Annotated in this window: 19 protein-coding genes; 17 read left to right on the plus strand and 2 right to left on the minus strand. The window is 67.2% G+C overall.

Features of this window, described 5'->3' with window-relative positions; translation table 11 throughout:
- The first annotated feature begins 158 nt into the window (after positions 1-158).
- From BJ992_RS15900 to BJ992_RS15915, 4 genes are all read left to right on the plus strand, one after another.
- Positions 159-782, plus strand: coding sequence for a TetR family transcriptional regulator (locus BJ992_RS15900; RefSeq protein WP_184981734.1), 624 nt, complete (start codon positions 159-161; stop codon positions 780-782).
- Positions 779-970 (plus strand): ferredoxin, encoded by a 192-nt coding sequence (locus tag BJ992_RS15905; protein ID WP_184981736.1) that lies wholly within the window; start codon positions 779-781, stop codon positions 968-970. Before BJ992_RS15900 ends, BJ992_RS15905 begins: the two co-directional genes overlap by 4 nt.
- Before the next feature lie 11 nt (positions 971-981).
- Positions 982-2,253: a cytochrome P450 gene (locus tag BJ992_RS15910; RefSeq protein WP_184981738.1), complete on the plus strand. Its 1,272-nt coding sequence runs from the start codon at positions 982-984 to the stop codon at positions 2,251-2,253.
- 124 nt (positions 2,254-2,377) lie between these two features.
- Positions 2,378-3,118 (plus strand): NUDIX hydrolase, encoded by a 741-nt coding sequence (locus BJ992_RS15915; protein WP_184981740.1) that lies wholly within the window; start codon positions 2,378-2,380, stop codon positions 3,116-3,118.
- A gap of 2 nt (positions 3,119-3,120) precedes the next feature.
- On the opposite strand, the gene BJ992_RS15920 is transcribed toward BJ992_RS15915, so the two are convergent.
- Complete coding sequence (locus BJ992_RS15920) at positions 3,121-4,494, minus strand: NsdA family TPR-like regulatory protein (RefSeq protein WP_184981742.1); 1,374 nt, start codon at positions 4,492-4,494, stop codon at positions 3,121-3,123.
- A gap of 183 nt (positions 4,495-4,677) precedes the next feature.
- Here BJ992_RS15920 and BJ992_RS32175 point away from each other — a divergent pair, with 183 nt between their 5' ends.
- The 10 genes from BJ992_RS32175 to BJ992_RS15965 are packed head-to-tail and all read left to right on the plus strand — an operon-like array spanning position 4,678 to position 12,027.
- A complete protein-coding gene (locus tag BJ992_RS32175) occupies positions 4,678-4,896 on the plus strand; it encodes a hypothetical protein (RefSeq protein ID WP_221474839.1) in 219 nt (72 codons plus the stop codon).
- A 3-nt stretch (positions 4,897-4,899) separates the two neighbouring features.
- Positions 4,900-5,469, plus strand: a complete 570-nt coding sequence (locus BJ992_RS15925; protein WP_221474840.1) for a 2-keto-4-pentenoate hydratase — start codon at positions 4,900-4,902, stop codon at positions 5,467-5,469.
- A gap of 52 nt (positions 5,470-5,521) precedes the next feature.
- Complete coding sequence (locus BJ992_RS15930; protein ID WP_184981744.1) at positions 5,522-6,391, plus strand: acetaldehyde dehydrogenase (acetylating); 870 nt, start codon at positions 5,522-5,524, stop codon at positions 6,389-6,391.
- A 14-nt stretch (positions 6,392-6,405) separates the two neighbouring features.
- Complete coding sequence (dmpG, locus tag BJ992_RS15935; protein WP_184981746.1) at positions 6,406-7,431, plus strand: 4-hydroxy-2-oxovalerate aldolase; 1,026 nt, start codon at positions 6,406-6,408, stop codon at positions 7,429-7,431.
- Entirely contained in the window at positions 7,428-8,426 is a 999-nt protein-coding gene (locus tag BJ992_RS15940; protein WP_184981748.1) for a beta-ketoacyl-ACP synthase 3, read from the plus strand. Before dmpG ends, BJ992_RS15940 begins: the two co-directional genes overlap by 4 nt.
- A complete protein-coding gene (locus BJ992_RS15945; RefSeq protein WP_184981750.1) occupies positions 8,416-8,646 on the plus strand; it encodes an acyl carrier protein in 231 nt (76 codons plus the stop codon). The genes BJ992_RS15940 and BJ992_RS15945 overlap by 11 nt, the downstream gene beginning before the upstream one ends.
- 6 nt (positions 8,647-8,652) lie before the next feature.
- Positions 8,653-9,498 carry an HpcH/HpaI aldolase/citrate lyase family protein gene (locus BJ992_RS15950; protein WP_184981751.1) on the plus strand — a complete coding sequence of 282 codons (846 nt, stop codon included), beginning with the start codon at positions 8,653-8,655 and terminating at the stop codon, positions 9,496-9,498.
- Complete coding sequence (locus BJ992_RS15955) at positions 9,495-10,025, plus strand: MaoC family dehydratase (protein WP_184981753.1); 531 nt, start codon at positions 9,495-9,497, stop codon at positions 10,023-10,025. The genes BJ992_RS15950 and BJ992_RS15955 overlap by 4 nt, the downstream gene beginning before the upstream one ends.
- A 9-nt stretch (positions 10,026-10,034) precedes the next feature.
- Complete coding sequence (locus tag BJ992_RS15960) at positions 10,035-11,204, plus strand: GNAT family N-acetyltransferase (protein ID WP_184981754.1); 1,170 nt, start codon at positions 10,035-10,037, stop codon at positions 11,202-11,204.
- Between the two features lie 34 nt (positions 11,205-11,238).
- Complete coding sequence (locus BJ992_RS15965) at positions 11,239-12,027, plus strand: cytochrome P450 (RefSeq protein WP_343072685.1); 789 nt, start codon at positions 11,239-11,241, stop codon at positions 12,025-12,027.
- A 103-nt stretch (positions 12,028-12,130) separates the two neighbouring features.
- Here the strand turns inward: BJ992_RS15965 and BJ992_RS15970 are convergent, their stop codons facing one another.
- Positions 12,131-12,679, minus strand: coding sequence for a hypothetical protein (locus BJ992_RS15970; RefSeq protein WP_184981756.1), 549 nt, complete (start codon positions 12,677-12,679; stop codon positions 12,131-12,133).
- A 911-nt stretch (positions 12,680-13,590) separates the two neighbouring features.
- On the opposite strand from BJ992_RS15970, the gene BJ992_RS15975 reads away from it, so the two are divergent.
- From BJ992_RS15975 to BJ992_RS15985, 3 genes are all read left to right on the plus strand, one after another.
- Complete coding sequence (locus BJ992_RS15975; RefSeq protein WP_184981758.1) at positions 13,591-14,133, plus strand: hypothetical protein; 543 nt, start codon at positions 13,591-13,593, stop codon at positions 14,131-14,133.
- Between the two features lie 411 nt (positions 14,134-14,544).
- Positions 14,545-15,639, plus strand: coding sequence for a DNA glycosylase AlkZ-like family protein (locus BJ992_RS15980; RefSeq protein WP_184981760.1), 1,095 nt, complete (start codon positions 14,545-14,547; stop codon positions 15,637-15,639).
- A 435-nt stretch (positions 15,640-16,074) separates the two neighbouring features.
- Positions 16,075-16,638, plus strand: coding sequence for a DUF4760 domain-containing protein (locus tag BJ992_RS15985; protein WP_184981762.1), 564 nt, complete (start codon positions 16,075-16,077; stop codon positions 16,636-16,638).
- Positions 16,639-16,646 lie beyond the last annotated feature (8 nt).

The raw sequence follows: 16,646 nt of genomic DNA on the forward strand, positions 1-16,646 counted from the left end.
TCTGTAACCGTGCGACTCACCTACCCGGCTGGCCTGCCGCCGCCTGCACAGCAGGAACGCCGCGAGCGTCGCGAGAATCTACCGAGAGCAGAACGCAGGCATCGAGGCTGCGGCACTTCCTATTGACATAAAAAATGAACGTATTTTTAATTCGTTCCGTGGGACGTGTCGCCGGTGTCACCGCCGCGGAGACCCGGGAACGGCTGCTGCGTGCGGCCGCCGGGGTGTTCGCCGAGCGTGGGTACGATGGGACGCGGGTGGCGGACATCGCGGCGGCGGCCGGGGTGAGCAACGGTGCGCTTTACGCGCACTTCGGGTCCAAGGCCGAGTTGCTGGTGGCTTCGCTGCGCAGGTATGGGCCGCAGGTGATGTCCACGTTGCTGGCGGCGGCGCCGGAGCGGTCGATCGGTGATCTGCTGCTGGCGATCGGACGGTGGTTGCCGCGGCGGCGGGACAGGCACCGGCATCTCGTCGTGGAGGCGCTGGTCGCGTCGCGCAGGGACGAGGACGTGGCGGGGCCGATGCGTGGGTACGTCGGTGAGCGGGCCGGGTGGATCGCCGATCTGGTGCGTGCGGGGCAGGGGAGTGGGGAGCTGGACCCGGCCGTGTCGCCGGAGGCGCTGGCGCATCTGTGTCTGCTGCTGGCGATGGGGAGTGCGCTCGTCACGCCGGACCTGCACACGGTGGACGACGCGGAGTGGTCCGCGTTGCTGGTTCGGGTCGTGGCCGCTCTGGCGGTGCCGGCGGCGTCGCACGACACGGGAAACGGAGCGACCGGATGAAGGTACGCATAGACCCCAAGCGCTGCCAGGGGCACGGACGTTGCTACGAACTGGCGCCTGAGCTGTTCGGCGACGACGAGGAAGGCTACGGGAAGGTCATCGGGGACGGCGCCGTGCCGGACGGTGAGGAGCGGACGGCGCGGCTGGCGGTGGCGAACTGTCCCGAACGAGCGATCGAGATCCTCTAGGAAGTGTGACCATGACAGCGGACGACCGTTTCGACGGATCGGTGGAGATCCTGCGCTCGCCGTACGAAGGCAAGCGGAACGAGATCGTCACCGGCCCGGTCTCGGACTGGGCCACCGACTTCTCCCACACCGAACCCGAGTGGGCCGCCGACCCGTACGCCATCCAGGACGACCTGCGCGGCCGTTGCCCCATCGCGCGCACCGAGCGGTTCGGCGGCGCGTGGCTGCCGACCCGCTACGAAGACGTCGCGGACATCGCCTACGACACCGAGCACTTCTCGTCGCGGTCCATCATCGTCGGCAACTTCCGGCCGCCGCGCGAGATCGCGCCGATCGGCGGCGTCCCGCCGATCTCGTCGGACCCGCCGTTCCACCACGACGCGCGCAAGCTGCTGCTGCCGGCCTTCACCAAGACCGCCATCTCCCGGCACGAGGAGCCGACCCGCGCGTACTGCCACTCACTCATCGACGCGCTGGACGGCCAGGACGTCGTGGACGCGGCTCGTGACTACGCGCAGCACATCCCGATGCGCGTCATCGCCGGCATGCTCGGCTTCCCGCCGGAGGACGGCCCCCGGTTCCGCGAGTTCGTCGACGATGCGCTCGAAGGCGTCAACCTGACGCCGGAGGACCGCAGGGAACGCATGGGCCGCCTGTTCGACTACCTGCTCGACCAGGTACGCGACCACCTGGCGCATCCCCGCGACGACCTCACGACGTACCTGGCGAACGTCGAGCTGTACGGCAGCAAACTCGACCCGTCCCACGTGGCCGGCACCATGGCCCTGCTGCTCATCGCCGGCATCGACACCACGTGGAGCGCCATCGGCGCGTCCCTGTGGCACCTGGCCAAGACCCCCGCCGACCGTGAACGCCTGGTCGCGGAACCGTCCCTGCTCCCCACCGCGATGGAGGAACTGCTCCGCGCCTACGCTCCGGTGACGATGGCCCGCCTGGTGAAGGAGGACATGCACTGGCACGGCGTCGACATGAAGGCCGACGACTGGATTTTGCTGTCCTTCCCGGCGGCCAACCGCGACCCCGCGCAGTTCGAGCGCGCCGGCGAGATCGTCATCGACCGCGAGGTCAACCGCCACGCCGCCTTCGGCCTCGGCATCCACCGCTGCGTCGGCTCCCACCTGGCCCGCATGGAACTCCGCGTGGCCCTGGAGGTCTGGCTCCAGCGCATCCCGGCCTTCACCCTCGCCGACCCCACCGCCGTCACCTGGGCCACCGGCCAGGTCCGCGGCCCCCGCACCCTCCCGCTCCGCATCGGCGGGTGAGTGGTTCACGAGAGGATCTGAAAATAATTCGCGTCGATGAGATCGTCCCGCGAGATCCTTAGTTCCCCAGGGGCACAGAGTCATGATGGCGGTCAAATCTCTGAGCGAGTTCTACGATGAGTCGATGGCCGAGACGCTGCCCCAAGCGGGCATTGACCTCTTCGACGTCGACCGTCTCGTGCTGGCCGAAGCCGCGGAGCCGCCGCTGCCGCCCGAGGACGCCAAAGCCCGAGACCGGGTGTGGGATAGTGCGGTTCGAGCCAATCCCGCTCTTTTCGACGGACCTGTCGTGGCGATCAGAGGACTGGAGTGGATCAGCCGGCGCGTTCTGCGCCTCTCCTGGGTACGTGTGACCTACCGGCACTATGCTTTGCGTCGTGTTCCCGGCGCCAGCGCTCTGCCCTCGTTGTTCGTGAATGTCGTTCAACCGACGGACGACGGACGTGTGGTGACAGCGAGGATGTCTACCTCTACGGCTGCCCAGGGCCGCTGGCAGCTGCCAGGGGGGTCTGTGGAACCTCCGCAGAGCGGGGCAGCCCTGGACGAGTCGGCACTGACCGGTCAGGCCGCGAGAGAACTTGCCGAGGAATTGGGGATCGGCACAGCCGCGGAGGACCTGAAGCTGTGGGTCATCACCCGTGGCGAGAACGGCAGTATCGGCCTGACGTACCTTGCCCCGGCACTTCCCGAGGCAGCGCTGCGCGAAGACTTCACTGCTGCCACAGCAGCCGAGCGCGCTCAGGGCCGCGAACCTGAGCTCGACGACATCGCCCTGGTGCGTTCACCGGACGACCTGGCCGGTCTGACCGGCCCACACGCGGACTACCTTGGGCCGGTCGTCCGCAGGTTCTTTGGGTGCCGCTGAGATCAGGTGCCTGCGAGGAAGTCGCGTCCCCGTTCGTCGAGATCTGCCACACAGCGCAGGCCACGGGCCCGGAAGCGTGCGAGGTCGCTGCGCATGCGCGAGACCGCCTTTCGGATGCGAACAGATTGCACACCGTCCATGTGGTCGATGGCACGGTGCCAGGTGGCACAGGCCTGCTCGATGCTGCCACGCTTGAGGTGCATCTCCGCACCTGCGACCAGGTCCAGGGCGACGACGCGCGCGTAGGTGTCTCCCGGGCGGGTCGCGGCGGCCAGCGCGTACAGTTCGGCGGCGGCCCGGTGGTCTCCCAACGTCTCATGAACTTTGGCTGTTCGGGAGTACACCGACGCGGCCGGCGGCCCCCAGGCCAGTGCCCAGAACGGCACCTCATCGCCAGGAGCACCGCTCAGCAGGGTGCGGGCATGCTCGGCCTCGGCGAGGGCCGCGCGCTGATTACCGCTCTTGGCGAGAGTGTGAGCGTGAACAACGCGGAAGAGGGCTTCGGTCTGGGCATCCACCCGTCCCTTGGCGCGGTTCAGGCCTGTCTCGGCCAAGGTCAGGCAGTGCTCGGGACGGTGGAGCTTGAGTCCTTGCATAGCCATCGTGCGCATCACGAATCCATCGTGTCCATGTAGGCCTGATTCGGTGGCCAGCGCGTAGGACTGGAGGTAATAGCGCTGAGCGAGTCCCTGCTGACCTGCATCGTAGCTTTTCCAACCCAGTAGGTGGACGCCTCGGCTAGCGGCGGACAGCATCTCCTGGCGGACTTTGTCGGTGCGGAACCGGGCCCGGCACAACGGGGCCACGTCGTCGTTGAGGTAGGTCACCAGGGCACTGCGGCCGTGCTGTCCGCCGTGGCGTTCGTCCATTTCGGAGAACGCCTGGATCATGTCGCGGACGGCGGCGACCTCCGCCATGCCGACGGTGTAACCGATGTTGGCGGCCTTGGTACGGGAGGCGATGTCCTGGACGTGGCTAAGGGGTAAGGATGCGGCTGCCACGGAGTAGGCGGAGGCTGTCAGGAAGCGGCGGCGGTCCAACTCGTACCTCCACATCGGCATCAGGATGTCCAGCGGGTCGCTCCCGATGGACAATCCGATGGTGTCATTCTCGTCATCTGCCGCGGATGGCAGGCCGAGGTCGGCGGGGGTCAAGAGGCGGCCCAGGCGCCGGGAGAGTGCGACCGCGAGGTAGCGGGGTGTGTCGCCGCGGGGCACGGATCCGGAGATCCAGTGCTCGACGTTGGATTTGTTCGTACGTAAGCATGTGCCGCATTCGGCGGCGACCGCGCAGACCGCCTTGCCCAACGCCTCGTAGGTGAGACCGGATTCTGCGACAAGGGCGCTGAGCTGGATGTTCGGCGTGCGTGTAGCCATGAGCACCTGCCCTGATATACACGGTATACCGCTTGGCCTGGTCGTTACCGTACCGCTGCGATGCGTTCGACGGTTGACTCTTCATCAGGCCCGAGCACGGTGGCCGACACCAGTGCCGCTGCGGACCTGTTCCGTGTTCACGTCCGCGAATCGCATGTGATGTCCCATGTCCGAGGAGAGATCATGGACGAGCAGGATGATGGGTGGATCGCAACGACGGCATCGGCTCTACTGGCGGCCGAGTACGAGAGAGTTCCGATCGATGCGCTGACCGTCCGACGGCCGAAGCTTTCTTTGGAAACCGCCTACCGGGTGCAGAAGGCAGCGGTGTCTCTGCGGATCGCGGATGGCGCCCGAGTTGTCGGCCATAAGGCTGGAGTGACCTCTCAGGCGATGATGTAACAGATGGGCGTCGACGAACCTGACTCGGGCGTCCTGCTGAACGACAGGGTGTTGCCCACCGGCAGCACCCTCGCCAGGTGCGTGCTGATGCAGCCGCGGGTTGAGGCCGAGATCGCTTTTCGGCTCGGCTGCGACCTGGTTGGTCCGAGGGTGAGCGTCGAGGAAGCGCGGGCGGCGGCGAAGGAGGTCTTTCTCGCTCTGGAGGTAATCGACACACGGTTCACCAACTGGCGCATCACCGTCGCGGAGAGCGTCGCCGACAACGCGTCCTGCGCCTGGGTCGTCACCGGGCCGATGGTGCCGCTCAGCGAGGCCATGGACCTGGCGGCCGAGCCGCTGGTGGTCAGCGTCAACGGCACCGAGATGGCCATGGGGGAAGGCAGGGCCGTCCTCGGCGACCCGCTTCGTGCCCTGACCTGGCTCTCCGGCAGGCTCCACCGCTTCGGCGAGGGCCTGCATGCCGGACAGCTGGTCCTTGCAGGCGCCGTGCACGCCAGCCTTCCCTTGGAACCCCGGACCACGGTACGTGCTCGATCGCCGCGGCTCCCGCCGGTGGAACTGCACGTTCGCTGACGGCGGCTCATTGTTCCTGCCTCACCCATCCGCTTGGACGAAGGAGTGGCTCATGGCTGCCGATGAACAGCTTCCGCGTGTTGCCGTACTCGGAGCGGGCCTGATCGGGATCGACCTTGTCGACAAGATACGCGGGTCGGGAAAGCTGGAACTGACCCTCGTGGCAGGCCGTGACAGGGACAGCCTGGGGCTGCGCCGGGCGACCGAGATGGGCCACCCCACCAGGGCCGGTGGGATTCGCGCTGTGGTGGAGGCCGGACCATTCGATGTGGTTTTCGACGCCACCAACGCCGACAGTCACGCCGAGCACTGGGCGGCGTTGCAACCCACGGGTGCCATCCTGATCGACCTGACCCCCACGGGGCTCGGCACGGTCATCGTGCCGGGTGTCAATAGCCACATGGCGGCAATCCACCGGCACCTGAACCTCGTCAGCTGCGGCGGACAGGCGGCCATCCCGGTCCTGCACGCTATCGCCCGGCGCTGCACCCCCTCGTACATCGAAGTCGTCTCCACTGGCGCGAGCGCGAGCGCCGGCCGGGCCACTCGTCTGAATCTCGACCAGTACATCGCCACCACATCCACGGCGATCCGGACATTCACCGGCACGCGAGACGTGAAGGTGATGGTCAACCTCAGCCCTGCCCGCCCCGCTCCGCCGTTCCGGGTGGCCATGACCGTCCTCGCGGACGACATCCGTCCGGCATCGGTCCGCACGAGTATCGCGAGCGCCGCCCAGGCTGTGCGTGCCTACACTCCCGGGTTCGAAGTGACCTCGCTCGCCGTGCAGCCAGGTCGGATCTCGGTCGTGGTGGAGGTGACCGCTTCCGGAGGACGCCTGCCCCGCCACGCCGGAAGCGTCGACATCATCAACGCCGCCGCCGTCCTGCTCGCCGAGCAGTCGATCGCTGCCTCCCGATGAAGGGAAGTCCGCCGATGAACACGCGTCCGCGCCACCGGCCCAGGATCCTCCTGCACGATCCGACTCTGCGCGACGGCCACCATGCGGTCGGCCACCAGCTCGACGCCGACCAACTCCGCGCCTACGCCATCGCTGCGAACGCCGCAGGAGTGCCGGTGGTGGAGGTCGGCCACGGCAATGGCCTAGGTGCTTCCAGTCTCCAGATCGGACGTGCCCGGCTCGACGATGCCACTATGCTCAGTACCGTCCGAGAAGCCCTCACTACGTCGCGGATGGGCGCCTTCATGGCCCCCGGCTGGGGCACCTCCGACGACCTGGCGGCCGCCGTTCACCACGGTGCCGACGTTGTTCGGATCGCCGCGCACTGCACTGAGGCCGACGTCACCGAACGCCACCTCGGCGTCGTCCGTGACCTGGGTGCCGAAGCCCAGGGCGTCCTGCTCATGAGCCACATGACCAGCGCCGGCGAACTAGCCGAACAGTGCGCCTTGATGGTGAAGTTCGGCGCACAAGCTGTGGGCATCATGGACTCGGCCGGCCACTACCTCCCTGACGAGGTCACCAAGCGCGTGCGCGCCATCGCCATCGCCGTCGACGTGCCGGTCATCTTCCACGGTCACAACAATCTGGGCCTGGCCGTGGCGAACAGCCTTGCCGCCGTGGACGCGGGCGCATCCATCCTCGACGCGACCGCCAGGGGGTTCGGCGCCGGGGCCGGCAACACTCAGCTTGAGGTTCTCGTGGCCGTGCTCGAACGCCACGGTTTGGAGACCGGCATCGGCCTGCGAGAGATTCTGGCTGCCGCCGATGTCGTAGCCAACCGCCTGATGACGACCCCGCCCTCCATCGATTCGATCGCTGTGGCCAGCGGACTTGCCGGAGTGTTCTCCGGCTTCAAGCGGCCCGTCCTTGAGACCGCACGCGCCGAAGGAGTCGACCCCGTCGACCTGTTTCTCGCCCTCGGCGCGCGGCAAATCGTCGCCGGGCAGGAAGACATGATCGGCGATGTCGCCCGCCAGCTCAAGGCTGTGACTCGATGACCATCGCATCCGGGAGCGCGGCCGTGGTGTGCGGAGTCGGCGCGGCGCTGCCTTCGCGCATTGTCTCGAACGCTGATCTGACCGCACGTCTGAACACCACGGACGATTGGATCCACTCACGGACCGGCATTCGCCGGCGGTACGTCGCCGGTGTGGACCTGTCCACGACGGACCTCGCTGTCCGGGCCGCCGAGCAGGCTCTTACCGAAGGCGAACCGGTCAGGGTGGAGGCCCTGGTAGTGGCCACCACCACTCCGGATCGCTGCTGTCCCGCCCTCGCTCCCACCGTGGCGACCCGGCTGGGGCTGACCGGTATCCCTGCCTGCGACCTCGCGGCTGGCTGCACCGGCTTCTTGTACGCCCTCGCCACGGCAGCCGGGCTTATCGCTGCTGGCACCGCGCGGGTAGTCCTGGTCGTTGGCGCTGACCGTCTCGCCGTCCTTCCCGACCCAGAGGACCGTACAACCGTCCCGCTGTTCGGCGACGGCGCCGGAGCCGTGGTGCTGCGCCGAGGAAGCATGGATGAGACCGGTGCACTTGGGCCGGTGGTGCTGGGCAGCGACGGTACAGGCGCCGATCTTATTCGGGCCTCCATTCCTGGCACCCTGGAAATGGACGGAGCCGAAGTCTTCCGGCACGCGGTCGATCGCATGTCCGCCGCTACCTGTCAGGCTGCCACCGCCGCCGGATGGGAACTTGGCGACATTGACCGCCTGGCCCCGCACCAGGCCAACAGCCGCATCACCTCGTTCGTCGCTCGCCAACTCGGTGTCCCTGACCATCGCCAACTCGGCAATATCGCCGAGACCGGCAACATCGGCGCCGCGTCCATTCCTGTGCTCCTGGCCGGCGCCGCCGCCGACGGACGCCTCAAGCCCGGCCATCGCACCCTTCTCACTGCGTTCGGTGCCGGGCTGACCTGGGGCGCCACCACTCTCACCTGGCCTGATCTCTCCCTCACCCATCTTCCACGAGGAGCCGGACATGACCGGTGACTTCACCCGAATTCTGACCGACGACCTCAAGTTGCCGGCCGACCGGCTCACTGCCGACGCCAGCCTCGACCACGCCGGATTCGACTCACTCGCCGTCGTCGAACTGTCCATCCTCTTGACCCACCGCTACGGCATCGACGTCAGCGAGAGCGACATAAGAAGCGCCACCACCCTTGGTCAACTCGACCTCCTTATCACCACCAAGCGCAGCGGAAGGTGACCAGTCATGACCAGCATCAGCCGGTGGCCCGGACGGGCCTGGATCATCACTCCGGGCCTGCACAAGGACCGCTTCGCGGGGGCGCAGAAGTCCGGCGCCGCGGTCGCCGTCGTCGATATCGAGGATTCCGTCGCCCTCAACGATAAGCAGACTGCCCGCACCACATCCGAGGCGTTCTTCGCCATTCCTGACCCGCCCTGCACCCTCGGCATCCGGATGAACAGCCTTACGACGATCGACGGCGTCAAGGATCTCGTTGCTCTCGCCGTCTACGTGAGCCGGCCCGGCCTGATCGTGGTCCCCAAGGTTGAATCACCCCGCGACATCGAACTCGTCGCTGCCGCGCTCGACGCCGACGGATACACCCCCGAAATCTGGGCGCTGATAGAAAGCCCACGGGCCTTCGACACCCTCTCCACGATCGTGCGCGCGCCCCGGCTCGGCGGCGTTCTCTTCGGCTCGGCCGATTACGCCGCCTCCGTCCGCTGTGGCCTGAGCTGGGATGCCCTCCGTTACGTTCGCTCGGCCCTCATCAACGCGGCCAACGCCGTAAACATCCCTGTTGTCGATGCTCCCACTTGGGAACTCGACGATCCCGACATCCTGCGCCGTGATGCTGAGCGGGCCAAAGAACTTGGCTTCTACGGCAAAAGTTGCGTTCACCCCCGCCACGTGCAGGTGATCAACGACGTCTTCACGCCTACCGCCGAGGAGATCGCCCAAGCCCGCGCCATCGTGGCAGCCGCAGAGGTCAGTGGAGGAACGGTGACCACTGTGGCCGGGAAGATGCGCGGTACTCCCTTCTTCAACCAGGCCCGCGCGCTCGTCGCCGAAGCGGACAGCACGTCATGAGTCCCGGCCTGCCCCACGGCTACCGACGGATCGGCGAGGACCGGATCCGCGAGAGCGTCGGCCTCTCCTATCAGGAACTCACCCCAGGCATGACCATCGAACACCGGCCCGGCCGAACCGTCACCGACGTCGACAACCTACTTGGTGTCGCGTTGAGCGGCAATGTCGCCCCTATCCACACCGATGCCCACTACAGCAGCCAGACGCAGTGGGGCCGCATACTGGTTTGCTCCGGTGTCACTCTCAACCTCGTGGCCGGCATGACGGTCCGCAGCATCAGCGGCTTGACCACCGCCAACCTTGCCGTCGAACAGGCGCGCTTCACCGCACCCGTCCACATCGGCGACACACTGTACGCCGAGACGAAGATCCTCAATCGCCGGGACTCTGAGAGCCGTCCGGACACGGGGGTCATCACCTGTCACACCACCGCACACAACCAGGACAACATCAGCGTCCTGGCGTTCACCCGCACCTTTCTCGTGCCATTGGACGCTGACGCCGCCCGCGACGCCACCCACTACTGAAGGCAGACCATGAGCGAGCAGTTGACCTTCACCGCAGGCGATGACGACCTGTGGGAGCAGTACGACCAGCTTGCCACCCGCGCCTACGGTCACCCGATCGGTGATATCACCCACCTGCGCGAGCACGCCGACCTCCAGGTCGCAGTCCGCGGCGGCCGTGTCGTCGCCGGCGGCCTTGGTCTCCTGGTCGATCAGTTCTTCGGCGGCGCCTCCGTACCCAGCGCATGCCTCGGTGACGGCTGTGTGGCCCCTGAAGAGCGCGGCTGCCATCTGTCTACCGAAATGGTCACTGAACGACTGCGCCCTCTGATCGAGCGCGGTGCGGTGATCTCCACGATCGTGACCTCCTCCACTGGCTATGCCCGCCGCCTCGGATGGGAAGCCCCCACCGAAGTGCTCGCCTGGGCGGTGGCCGCTGACGATCTCAAGCACTCCTTCACCGATGGGGACTTCGAGGTGGAGCATGGACCTTCCGACGAGGCCGAAGCCCTCCAACGCGAGCTCGCTCGCCAGTGGAACGGTCCCGTCCATCGGCCTACCTGGTGGACCCGATGGAAGCGAGATAAGGGCAACCTCATCACCTACCGCTTCGCCCGGCCCGGCCAGCCCACCACCGGCCTGCTCAGCCTGACCACCAAACGGCACGAGCGCCACGGTATGAGCCTGGTCGTTCAGGACTTCTGGGCCGCCGGCCAGTCCACGGCCGCCGGCATGCTCGCGTTCCTCGGCCGCCACAATACCCGTGCGCGGACTATCACCTTCCGGCGTGGCACACTACCGCCCTATCCCACCCTCCTCCACGGGCTCCGTCACCACCGCACCATCGCCGAAGCTTGGCATCCATGGATGATCCGCATTCTCGACATCCCCGAAGCCGTCCGGCTTCGCGGTTGGCCCAGGGACCTCACCACCGCTGTCTCGATCGAGATCGAGAACGAGACCGGCGGCTGGGGCCGGTGGGTGCTTCAGGTCAGGGCCGGTACGGCTGAGATCGTTCCCACTCACGTCGAGGGACAGGTGACCTTCACACGGGGCCAGTTAGCGGTCTGGTACGCGGGCGGCTATAGGTCCACCACTTCAGCCCGCATGGCCGGCGTCCACGCCGTTTCGGAGAAGGCGCTCGCGACCCTTGTCCGCTGTACGGCCGAGTTCGAGCCCTGGCTGCCAGACCACTTCTGAAGGTACGGCGGTCAGTGGAGGCAAAGCGGAGCGCGTGGACGCGGCTCGTGACTACGCGCAGCACATCCCGATGCGCGTCATCGCCGGCATGCTCGGCTTCCCGCCGGAGGACGGCCCCCGGTTCCGCGAGTTCGTCGACGATGCGCTCGAAGGCGTCAACCTGACGCCGGAGGACCGCAGGGAACGCATGGGCCGCCTGTTCGACTACCTGCTCGACCAGGTACGCGACCACCTGGCGCATCCCCGCGACGACCTCACGACGTACCTGGCGAACGTCGAGCTGTACGGCAGCAAACTCGACCCGTCCCACGTGGCCGGCACCATGGCCCTGCTGCTCATCGCCGGCATCGACACCACGTGGAGCGCCATCGGCGCGTCCCTGTGGCACCTGGCCAAGACCCCCGCCGACCGTGAACGCCTGGTCGCGGAACCGTCCCTGCTCCCCACCGCGATGGAGGAACTGCTCCGCGCCTACGCTCCGGTGACGATGGCCCGCCTGGTGAAGGAGGACATGCACTGGCACGGCGTCGACATGAAGGCCGACGACTGGATTTTGCTGTCCTTCCCGGCGGCCAACCGCGACCCCGCGCAGTTCGAGCGCGCCGGCGAGATCGTCATCGACCGCGAGGTCAACCGCCACGCCGCCTTCGGCCTCGGCATCCACCGCTGCGTCGGCTCCCACCTGGCCCGCATGGAACTCCGCGTGGCCCTGGAGGTCTGGCTCCAGCGCATCCCGGCCTTCACCCTCGCCGACCCCACCGCCGTCACCTGGGCCACCGGCCAGGTCCGCGGCCCCCGCACCCTCCCGCTCCGCATCGGGTGACCGTCCGCGTATCCCGTGTCGGAGCATTGGCCGCGGTGCGGTGCGGCAGGCACCTCGGGGAGTGGTGACCGCCGGGAGGACGGATCCATCCTCCCGGCCCGTCCTACTGTTCGAAACAGATGTCGTCGATCCAGAGCTCCTGGCCGCCGACGGCCAGTTGGCCGAGACCGTTCTGCTGATCCCGCATGGTCCCCGAAAACTCGATCACGCCATTGTCGTGGCCGAGACCGCCGCTGAGGACGGTCGCTTCAACCCCGCCGATGGTCTTCCTGTGCAGTGCGGAGAAGTTGTCCACGTTGACGAGCTGGTTGTTGGCGGACACGTTTATGTTTCCGCCGTACTCGCCGAAGGAAAAGCGCACGCGCCGCAGGACCTGCCCGAATCCCCGGCTGATCGACAACGTCAGGTTGTTGACGCGGATCTCCACACCGGACCCACCGGCCTTGCCGCTGTTCTCGGTCTTGGCGTGGCCGTTCGCTGTGGTGGTGTTGTTCGCCAGAGTGAACGGGTGTGCGGCGATGTCCATCAGAGGCGGCTGGTAGCTGCTGCCCGGCGGCGGGCCGATCGTGATCGTCTTGCCGAGGGTGAGGCTGTCCAGGGGCTCGCAGGTATACGCCGGCGCGGTGCTCGACGGCGATGGGGGTGTGGTCACGGGTGACGGGGGCGGGCCATTTCCTCCAGAGGTGCACGACGCGGTCAGCACACAAAGAATCAGTATCGCGACCGGTCCTCTGGCCTGAAGTGACACGCGACCACCCTCGCCTGCTCATTCGTGAGGCAGATCAGCAACTCTCGCGAGAATAACTCCTCTCGATTTCCCGATGAATACGCATGTCTCATTCCGGACGCAGGTGGTCGTCCGGTGGACGATCAGTTCCACGGGACCGTGAGCCGATCGCCGGGGTCGCTCCGTCGGTAGAAGACATGCCTGCCTTCGCGGGTCCGGGTGCGATACCGGTCCGGACGGCCACCTCGGTCAGCGAGACGGCGGCCAGGCCGCGCTCGGCCACGACGGCGAGCACCGTGTCGGCGATCTCGGCGCGCCGCTGCGCGTGCTGTGCTCCCAGCCCCGGCCCATCATCCCTACCGCCTTTTCGGGGCGATCACATCGGAGTGAAAGCATTGCCATATGAGGAACGAAGTAACATGCTCCGGTGATAAGTAATTTCCACATGGCAGGTTATGGCCGGAGATCAATACATCCGGTCCTGGCCGGCGCCGATCTCGGCACCGTGCCAAACCAGTGGCCGGCCCTGATGAGCTGCGTCTTCATTCATAACCGTTCGATCTGGCCGGATCCGGCCAGATATGGCGCATTTTTCCCGGCGCATCGCTGAGTTAGCCTTGACTTCGGCAGCCGGATTTCAAAGGTACCCTTGCAGGCTTCGTCACAAGCCGTTTCTTGTGACTGCGCACGGGGTCAGGAGCAAATAGAGCAGCGACTCTTGAGGTCACTTCCTCACGCACGTCCCGGCATGCTCGCTCGATCGACCGCGCGCTCCTGACCGGATCGCATTCAGAAACAGTCCGGCAGAAGGAAACCACTCACGCGAAGGGACCACAATGCATTTCCGAACGCGCGCCGTGCGCTTGGCCGCACTCGTGGCCATGAGCTGCGCCATGATCGCCGCTCTCACCACCGGCCCGGCCGACGCGGACCGCACCCCGTCCACGCCGTTCGCCACCGAGAACCAGAACACTCCCTGGAAGGGCCACAAGCGCTCGTACACCGTGACTCTCGTCCGGACGGCCGCCGCGGTGTCGGCGAACGGGCAGGCTCTGGCGGCCATCATCACCTGCGGTGGGGGAATCTCCAACCCGACCGTGGTCGGCACCCAGGTGGTCGAGACCGCCACCGCGCAGTGCGACGCGGTCGTCGACACGATCGACCTCGCCATGACCTTCGTCGTGAACGGCGGCGGACTACCCTGGCAGATCACGACGGGGAGCAACGTCTCGCAGGTGGGGAACTCCAGGTCCGTCGCGTGCACGGGAGGAAGCGCCACCTACCAGACCCTGGGGGCCGCGCGATTCACGAAGGCCGGCTACGCGAACTCGCCGCTCGTGATGAGCGGCGGGTCCGCGACCTACACCCTCTCCTGCTGATCCCACGGGAACAGGTACATGCGTCAGCAGGGCCGTCACCCGGCCCTGCTGACCCCGCTTTCTCGACTGTTTCTCCGGTAGTGAACTTACTTTGTAAAGGAGGTGGCTCGGGAGCGATCTCTGTGAGACTCGACCCATGGCCTGGAAGACCGAAGCCCTGGAGAAACTGCGACCAGGACCTCCGACACCGCTGACGGAGTTGCCTCTCGATGTGCCGGGGTCCGGCTGCTGCTCAAGGACGAGTCGGCGCATTCGACCCGGCGACCAGCGCACCTGCCGTGGACAGAAAGGGTGGCACCGTACGCGCCGCCGCTCGCCGGCCCGCGGACGACACCAGGAGCAGACCCGCCGGCAGCACCCCGGCGACCCGCCGCACCGGAACGGGAAACGTTAGTTCTCTGGCTGCGGGGCATGAGTCACACCATGGCCAGGTCGATCACCGTGGACAGGGTCCGATGGCTGGGCTACCGGTGGCGTACGCACGGCTTCGCTGAGCGCCGCGGGGACGAGGGACTCGATCGGCTGCTGACGCTGGGCTTCCAGGACACCCGCCAGGTGGGGGCCGTGCAGTCGCTCGTCCAGCGGACCGCGAGTGTGGACGGCGCGGACGTGGCGGACGCGGTCGTCTCGGACGGCCCGCTGGCCGCCATGTGGTCGGTGCGGGTCGCGCCGCACGTCTACCGGCGGGGACGGCTGGCGTTCGTCCGCGACGCGCTGGCGCCGCAGGACGCGGACGAAGGGGGACCCGCTCACGTGGCGGCCGTCGATGAGGTGGCGTCCGCGCTGGCGGCGGTGGTGCGCGGGCCGGTGTCCAAGGGGGACGCCAGCGGCGAGGTCACCGAACGGGTACGGCCGGAACTGGTGGAGTGGTGTCCCCGGTGCAAGGCCAGGCACGTCCCCGACCGGCTGTTCCGCGAGGCCGGACGCCAGGCGTGCCTCGTGCTCGACCCGGACCGGCGCCGCGGCACCGTCCTTCTGCCGCCACCCGGCGACCCGCAGGAGAAGGTGGAACGTCCGCGCCTGACCATGCTGGAGACGTACGTCCGGGTGAACGGCCCGGTGAGCCGGCCCGTCTACCGCGACTGGCTCGGCTCCGCCTCCGTCGCCGATCTGTGGCCGGACCTCGGCGAGCTGGTGCGCGTCGAGATCGACGGACACCGCTACGACCTGCCTGAGGAACTCCTCGACCCGCTGCGCACCGCACCGGCCCCCTCCGGCGTGGTCCTCGTCCCACCCAACGACCCCTACGTACGCCAGACCGACCGCACCCTGCTCATCCCCGACAAGGCACGCCGCCAGGAGGCACTGCGCGCGCTGTCGGGTCCAGGCCTGTTGCTGGTGGACGGCGAGGTGGCGGGGACGTGGCGGTACCGGCGCGGCGGCCACGAGGTCGCCGTCTCGACCTTCGAGCGGTTGCCGCGCACCCGGCGCGCGGAGGGGGAGCGGAGCGCCGGACTCGCCGTGACGGTCCTCGGGGACGACCAGCCGAAGGTCACCTGGGGCTGAACATGCACCTTACTTCGTAAAGGCGATGACTCCGGACGGCGCAAAGCGGGTGTCGTGATAACTTCCTCACCCAGCCGGAAACCGATGATTGAGCCGCGTGCTGAGGCACTGAGACGGGACGGCTGTCGTGCTCCACCCATGCGAGCACCCCACGAGTCCAGGCGGGACAGTTGTCGCGCCTCTTGGTGTCGAATTCCGGCGTCGGAGCGCCGTCCAGATTTCTTTCGCATCGTAGGGCCTTCAGTGCGACAGCACAGGAGGTGGCCTGGTCGTCGGTTGCGTTGATGAGATTTTGAGCTCGACAGCCACTTGTGCTGGTGGTGGGCATCTGCCGGTCGTCGTCCGCGTGCCGTCGCCAGGAGAACTCACGCGCGCATCCGATCGTTGTAGGGCCAGGAACGGTCCTTTTCCCACAACCCGAAGAGGAGTCACCTGGTGGATTCGGAGAGTCTCGCCCTGATTCTGTCCGCGGCCGCCCTGGTCGTGTCGCTGGTGATGGCAATGAAGCAGGTGGCGATCATGCGCGGCTCCAATCAGCTTCCTGTTCTGGTCGAGTTGTTCCAGGAATTCCGGTCAGAGGATTTCCAGCGCGCGGAGGCGTACGTCATCGAGCGGCTCGCGCAGGAGAACGACCCGGCTGTGGGCATGACGGGGCTTCCGGAGGAGGCGCGCGTCGCCGTCAACAAGGTGGTCGGCTTCTTCAGTGGATTCGCCTACTTCGCAACCCGGAGAATGGCCGACGAGTCGCTCGTCATCCCGCTCCTCGGTTACCGAGCCAACCGAGCGTGGCAAGCCCTCGACCCGTTCATCCGACGCGAGCGGGAACTGCGCGGCGACTCCGACCGGTACGCTTGCCTTTATGAGCATTTCGTGAGCCGGATCCGCGCGAACATGCCGCTCGACACCAGCTTCGGCCTCCGTCTTCAGACGATTCCGCCCGAGGAACCCGGCTCCTCCGGGCCCGGAGCGACACGGCAAACTCCGGCAACGGACAATTGACGCAGTCG

The sequence above is a fragment of the Sphaerisporangium rubeum genome, from assembly GCF_014207705.1.
In the GTDB taxonomy this organism is placed as follows: domain Bacteria; phylum Actinomycetota; class Actinomycetes; order Streptosporangiales; family Streptosporangiaceae; genus Sphaerisporangium; species Sphaerisporangium rubeum.

Coding starts and splice junctions, on each gene's coding strand:
- BJ992_RS15905 (WP_184981736.1), top strand. CDS start 779: ATGAAGGTACGCATAGACCCCAAGCGCTGCCAGGGGCACGGACGTTGC.
- BJ992_RS15910 (WP_184981738.1), top strand. CDS start 982: ATGACAGCGGACGACCGTTTCGACGGATCGGTGGAGATCCTGCGCTCG.
- BJ992_RS15915 (WP_184981740.1), top strand. CDS start 2,378: ATGGCCGAGACGCTGCCCCAAGCGGGCATTGACCTCTTCGACGTCGAC.
- BJ992_RS15920 (WP_184981742.1), bottom strand. CDS start 4,494: ATGGCTACACGCACGCCGAACATCCAGCTCAGCGCCCTTGTCGCAGAA.
- BJ992_RS32175 (WP_221474839.1), top strand. CDS start 4,678: ATGGACGAGCAGGATGATGGGTGGATCGCAACGACGGCATCGGCTCTA.
- BJ992_RS15925 (WP_221474840.1), top strand. CDS start 4,900: ATGGGCGTCGACGAACCTGACTCGGGCGTCCTGCTGAACGACAGGGTG.
- BJ992_RS15930 (WP_184981744.1), top strand. CDS start 5,522: ATGGCTGCCGATGAACAGCTTCCGCGTGTTGCCGTACTCGGAGCGGGC.
- dmpG (WP_184981746.1), top strand. CDS start 6,406: ATGAACACGCGTCCGCGCCACCGGCCCAGGATCCTCCTGCACGATCCG.
- BJ992_RS15940 (WP_184981748.1), top strand. CDS start 7,428: ATGACCATCGCATCCGGGAGCGCGGCCGTGGTGTGCGGAGTCGGCGCG.
- BJ992_RS15945 (WP_184981750.1), top strand. CDS start 8,416: ATGACCGGTGACTTCACCCGAATTCTGACCGACGACCTCAAGTTGCCG.
- BJ992_RS15950 (WP_184981751.1), top strand. CDS start 8,653: ATGACCAGCATCAGCCGGTGGCCCGGACGGGCCTGGATCATCACTCCG.
- BJ992_RS15955 (WP_184981753.1), top strand. CDS start 9,495: ATGAGTCCCGGCCTGCCCCACGGCTACCGACGGATCGGCGAGGACCGG.
- BJ992_RS15960 (WP_184981754.1), top strand. CDS start 10,035: ATGAGCGAGCAGTTGACCTTCACCGCAGGCGATGACGACCTGTGGGAG.
- BJ992_RS15975 (WP_184981758.1), top strand. CDS start 13,591: ATGCATTTCCGAACGCGCGCCGTGCGCTTGGCCGCACTCGTGGCCATG.
- BJ992_RS15980 (WP_184981760.1), top strand. CDS start 14,545: ATGAGTCACACCATGGCCAGGTCGATCACCGTGGACAGGGTCCGATGG.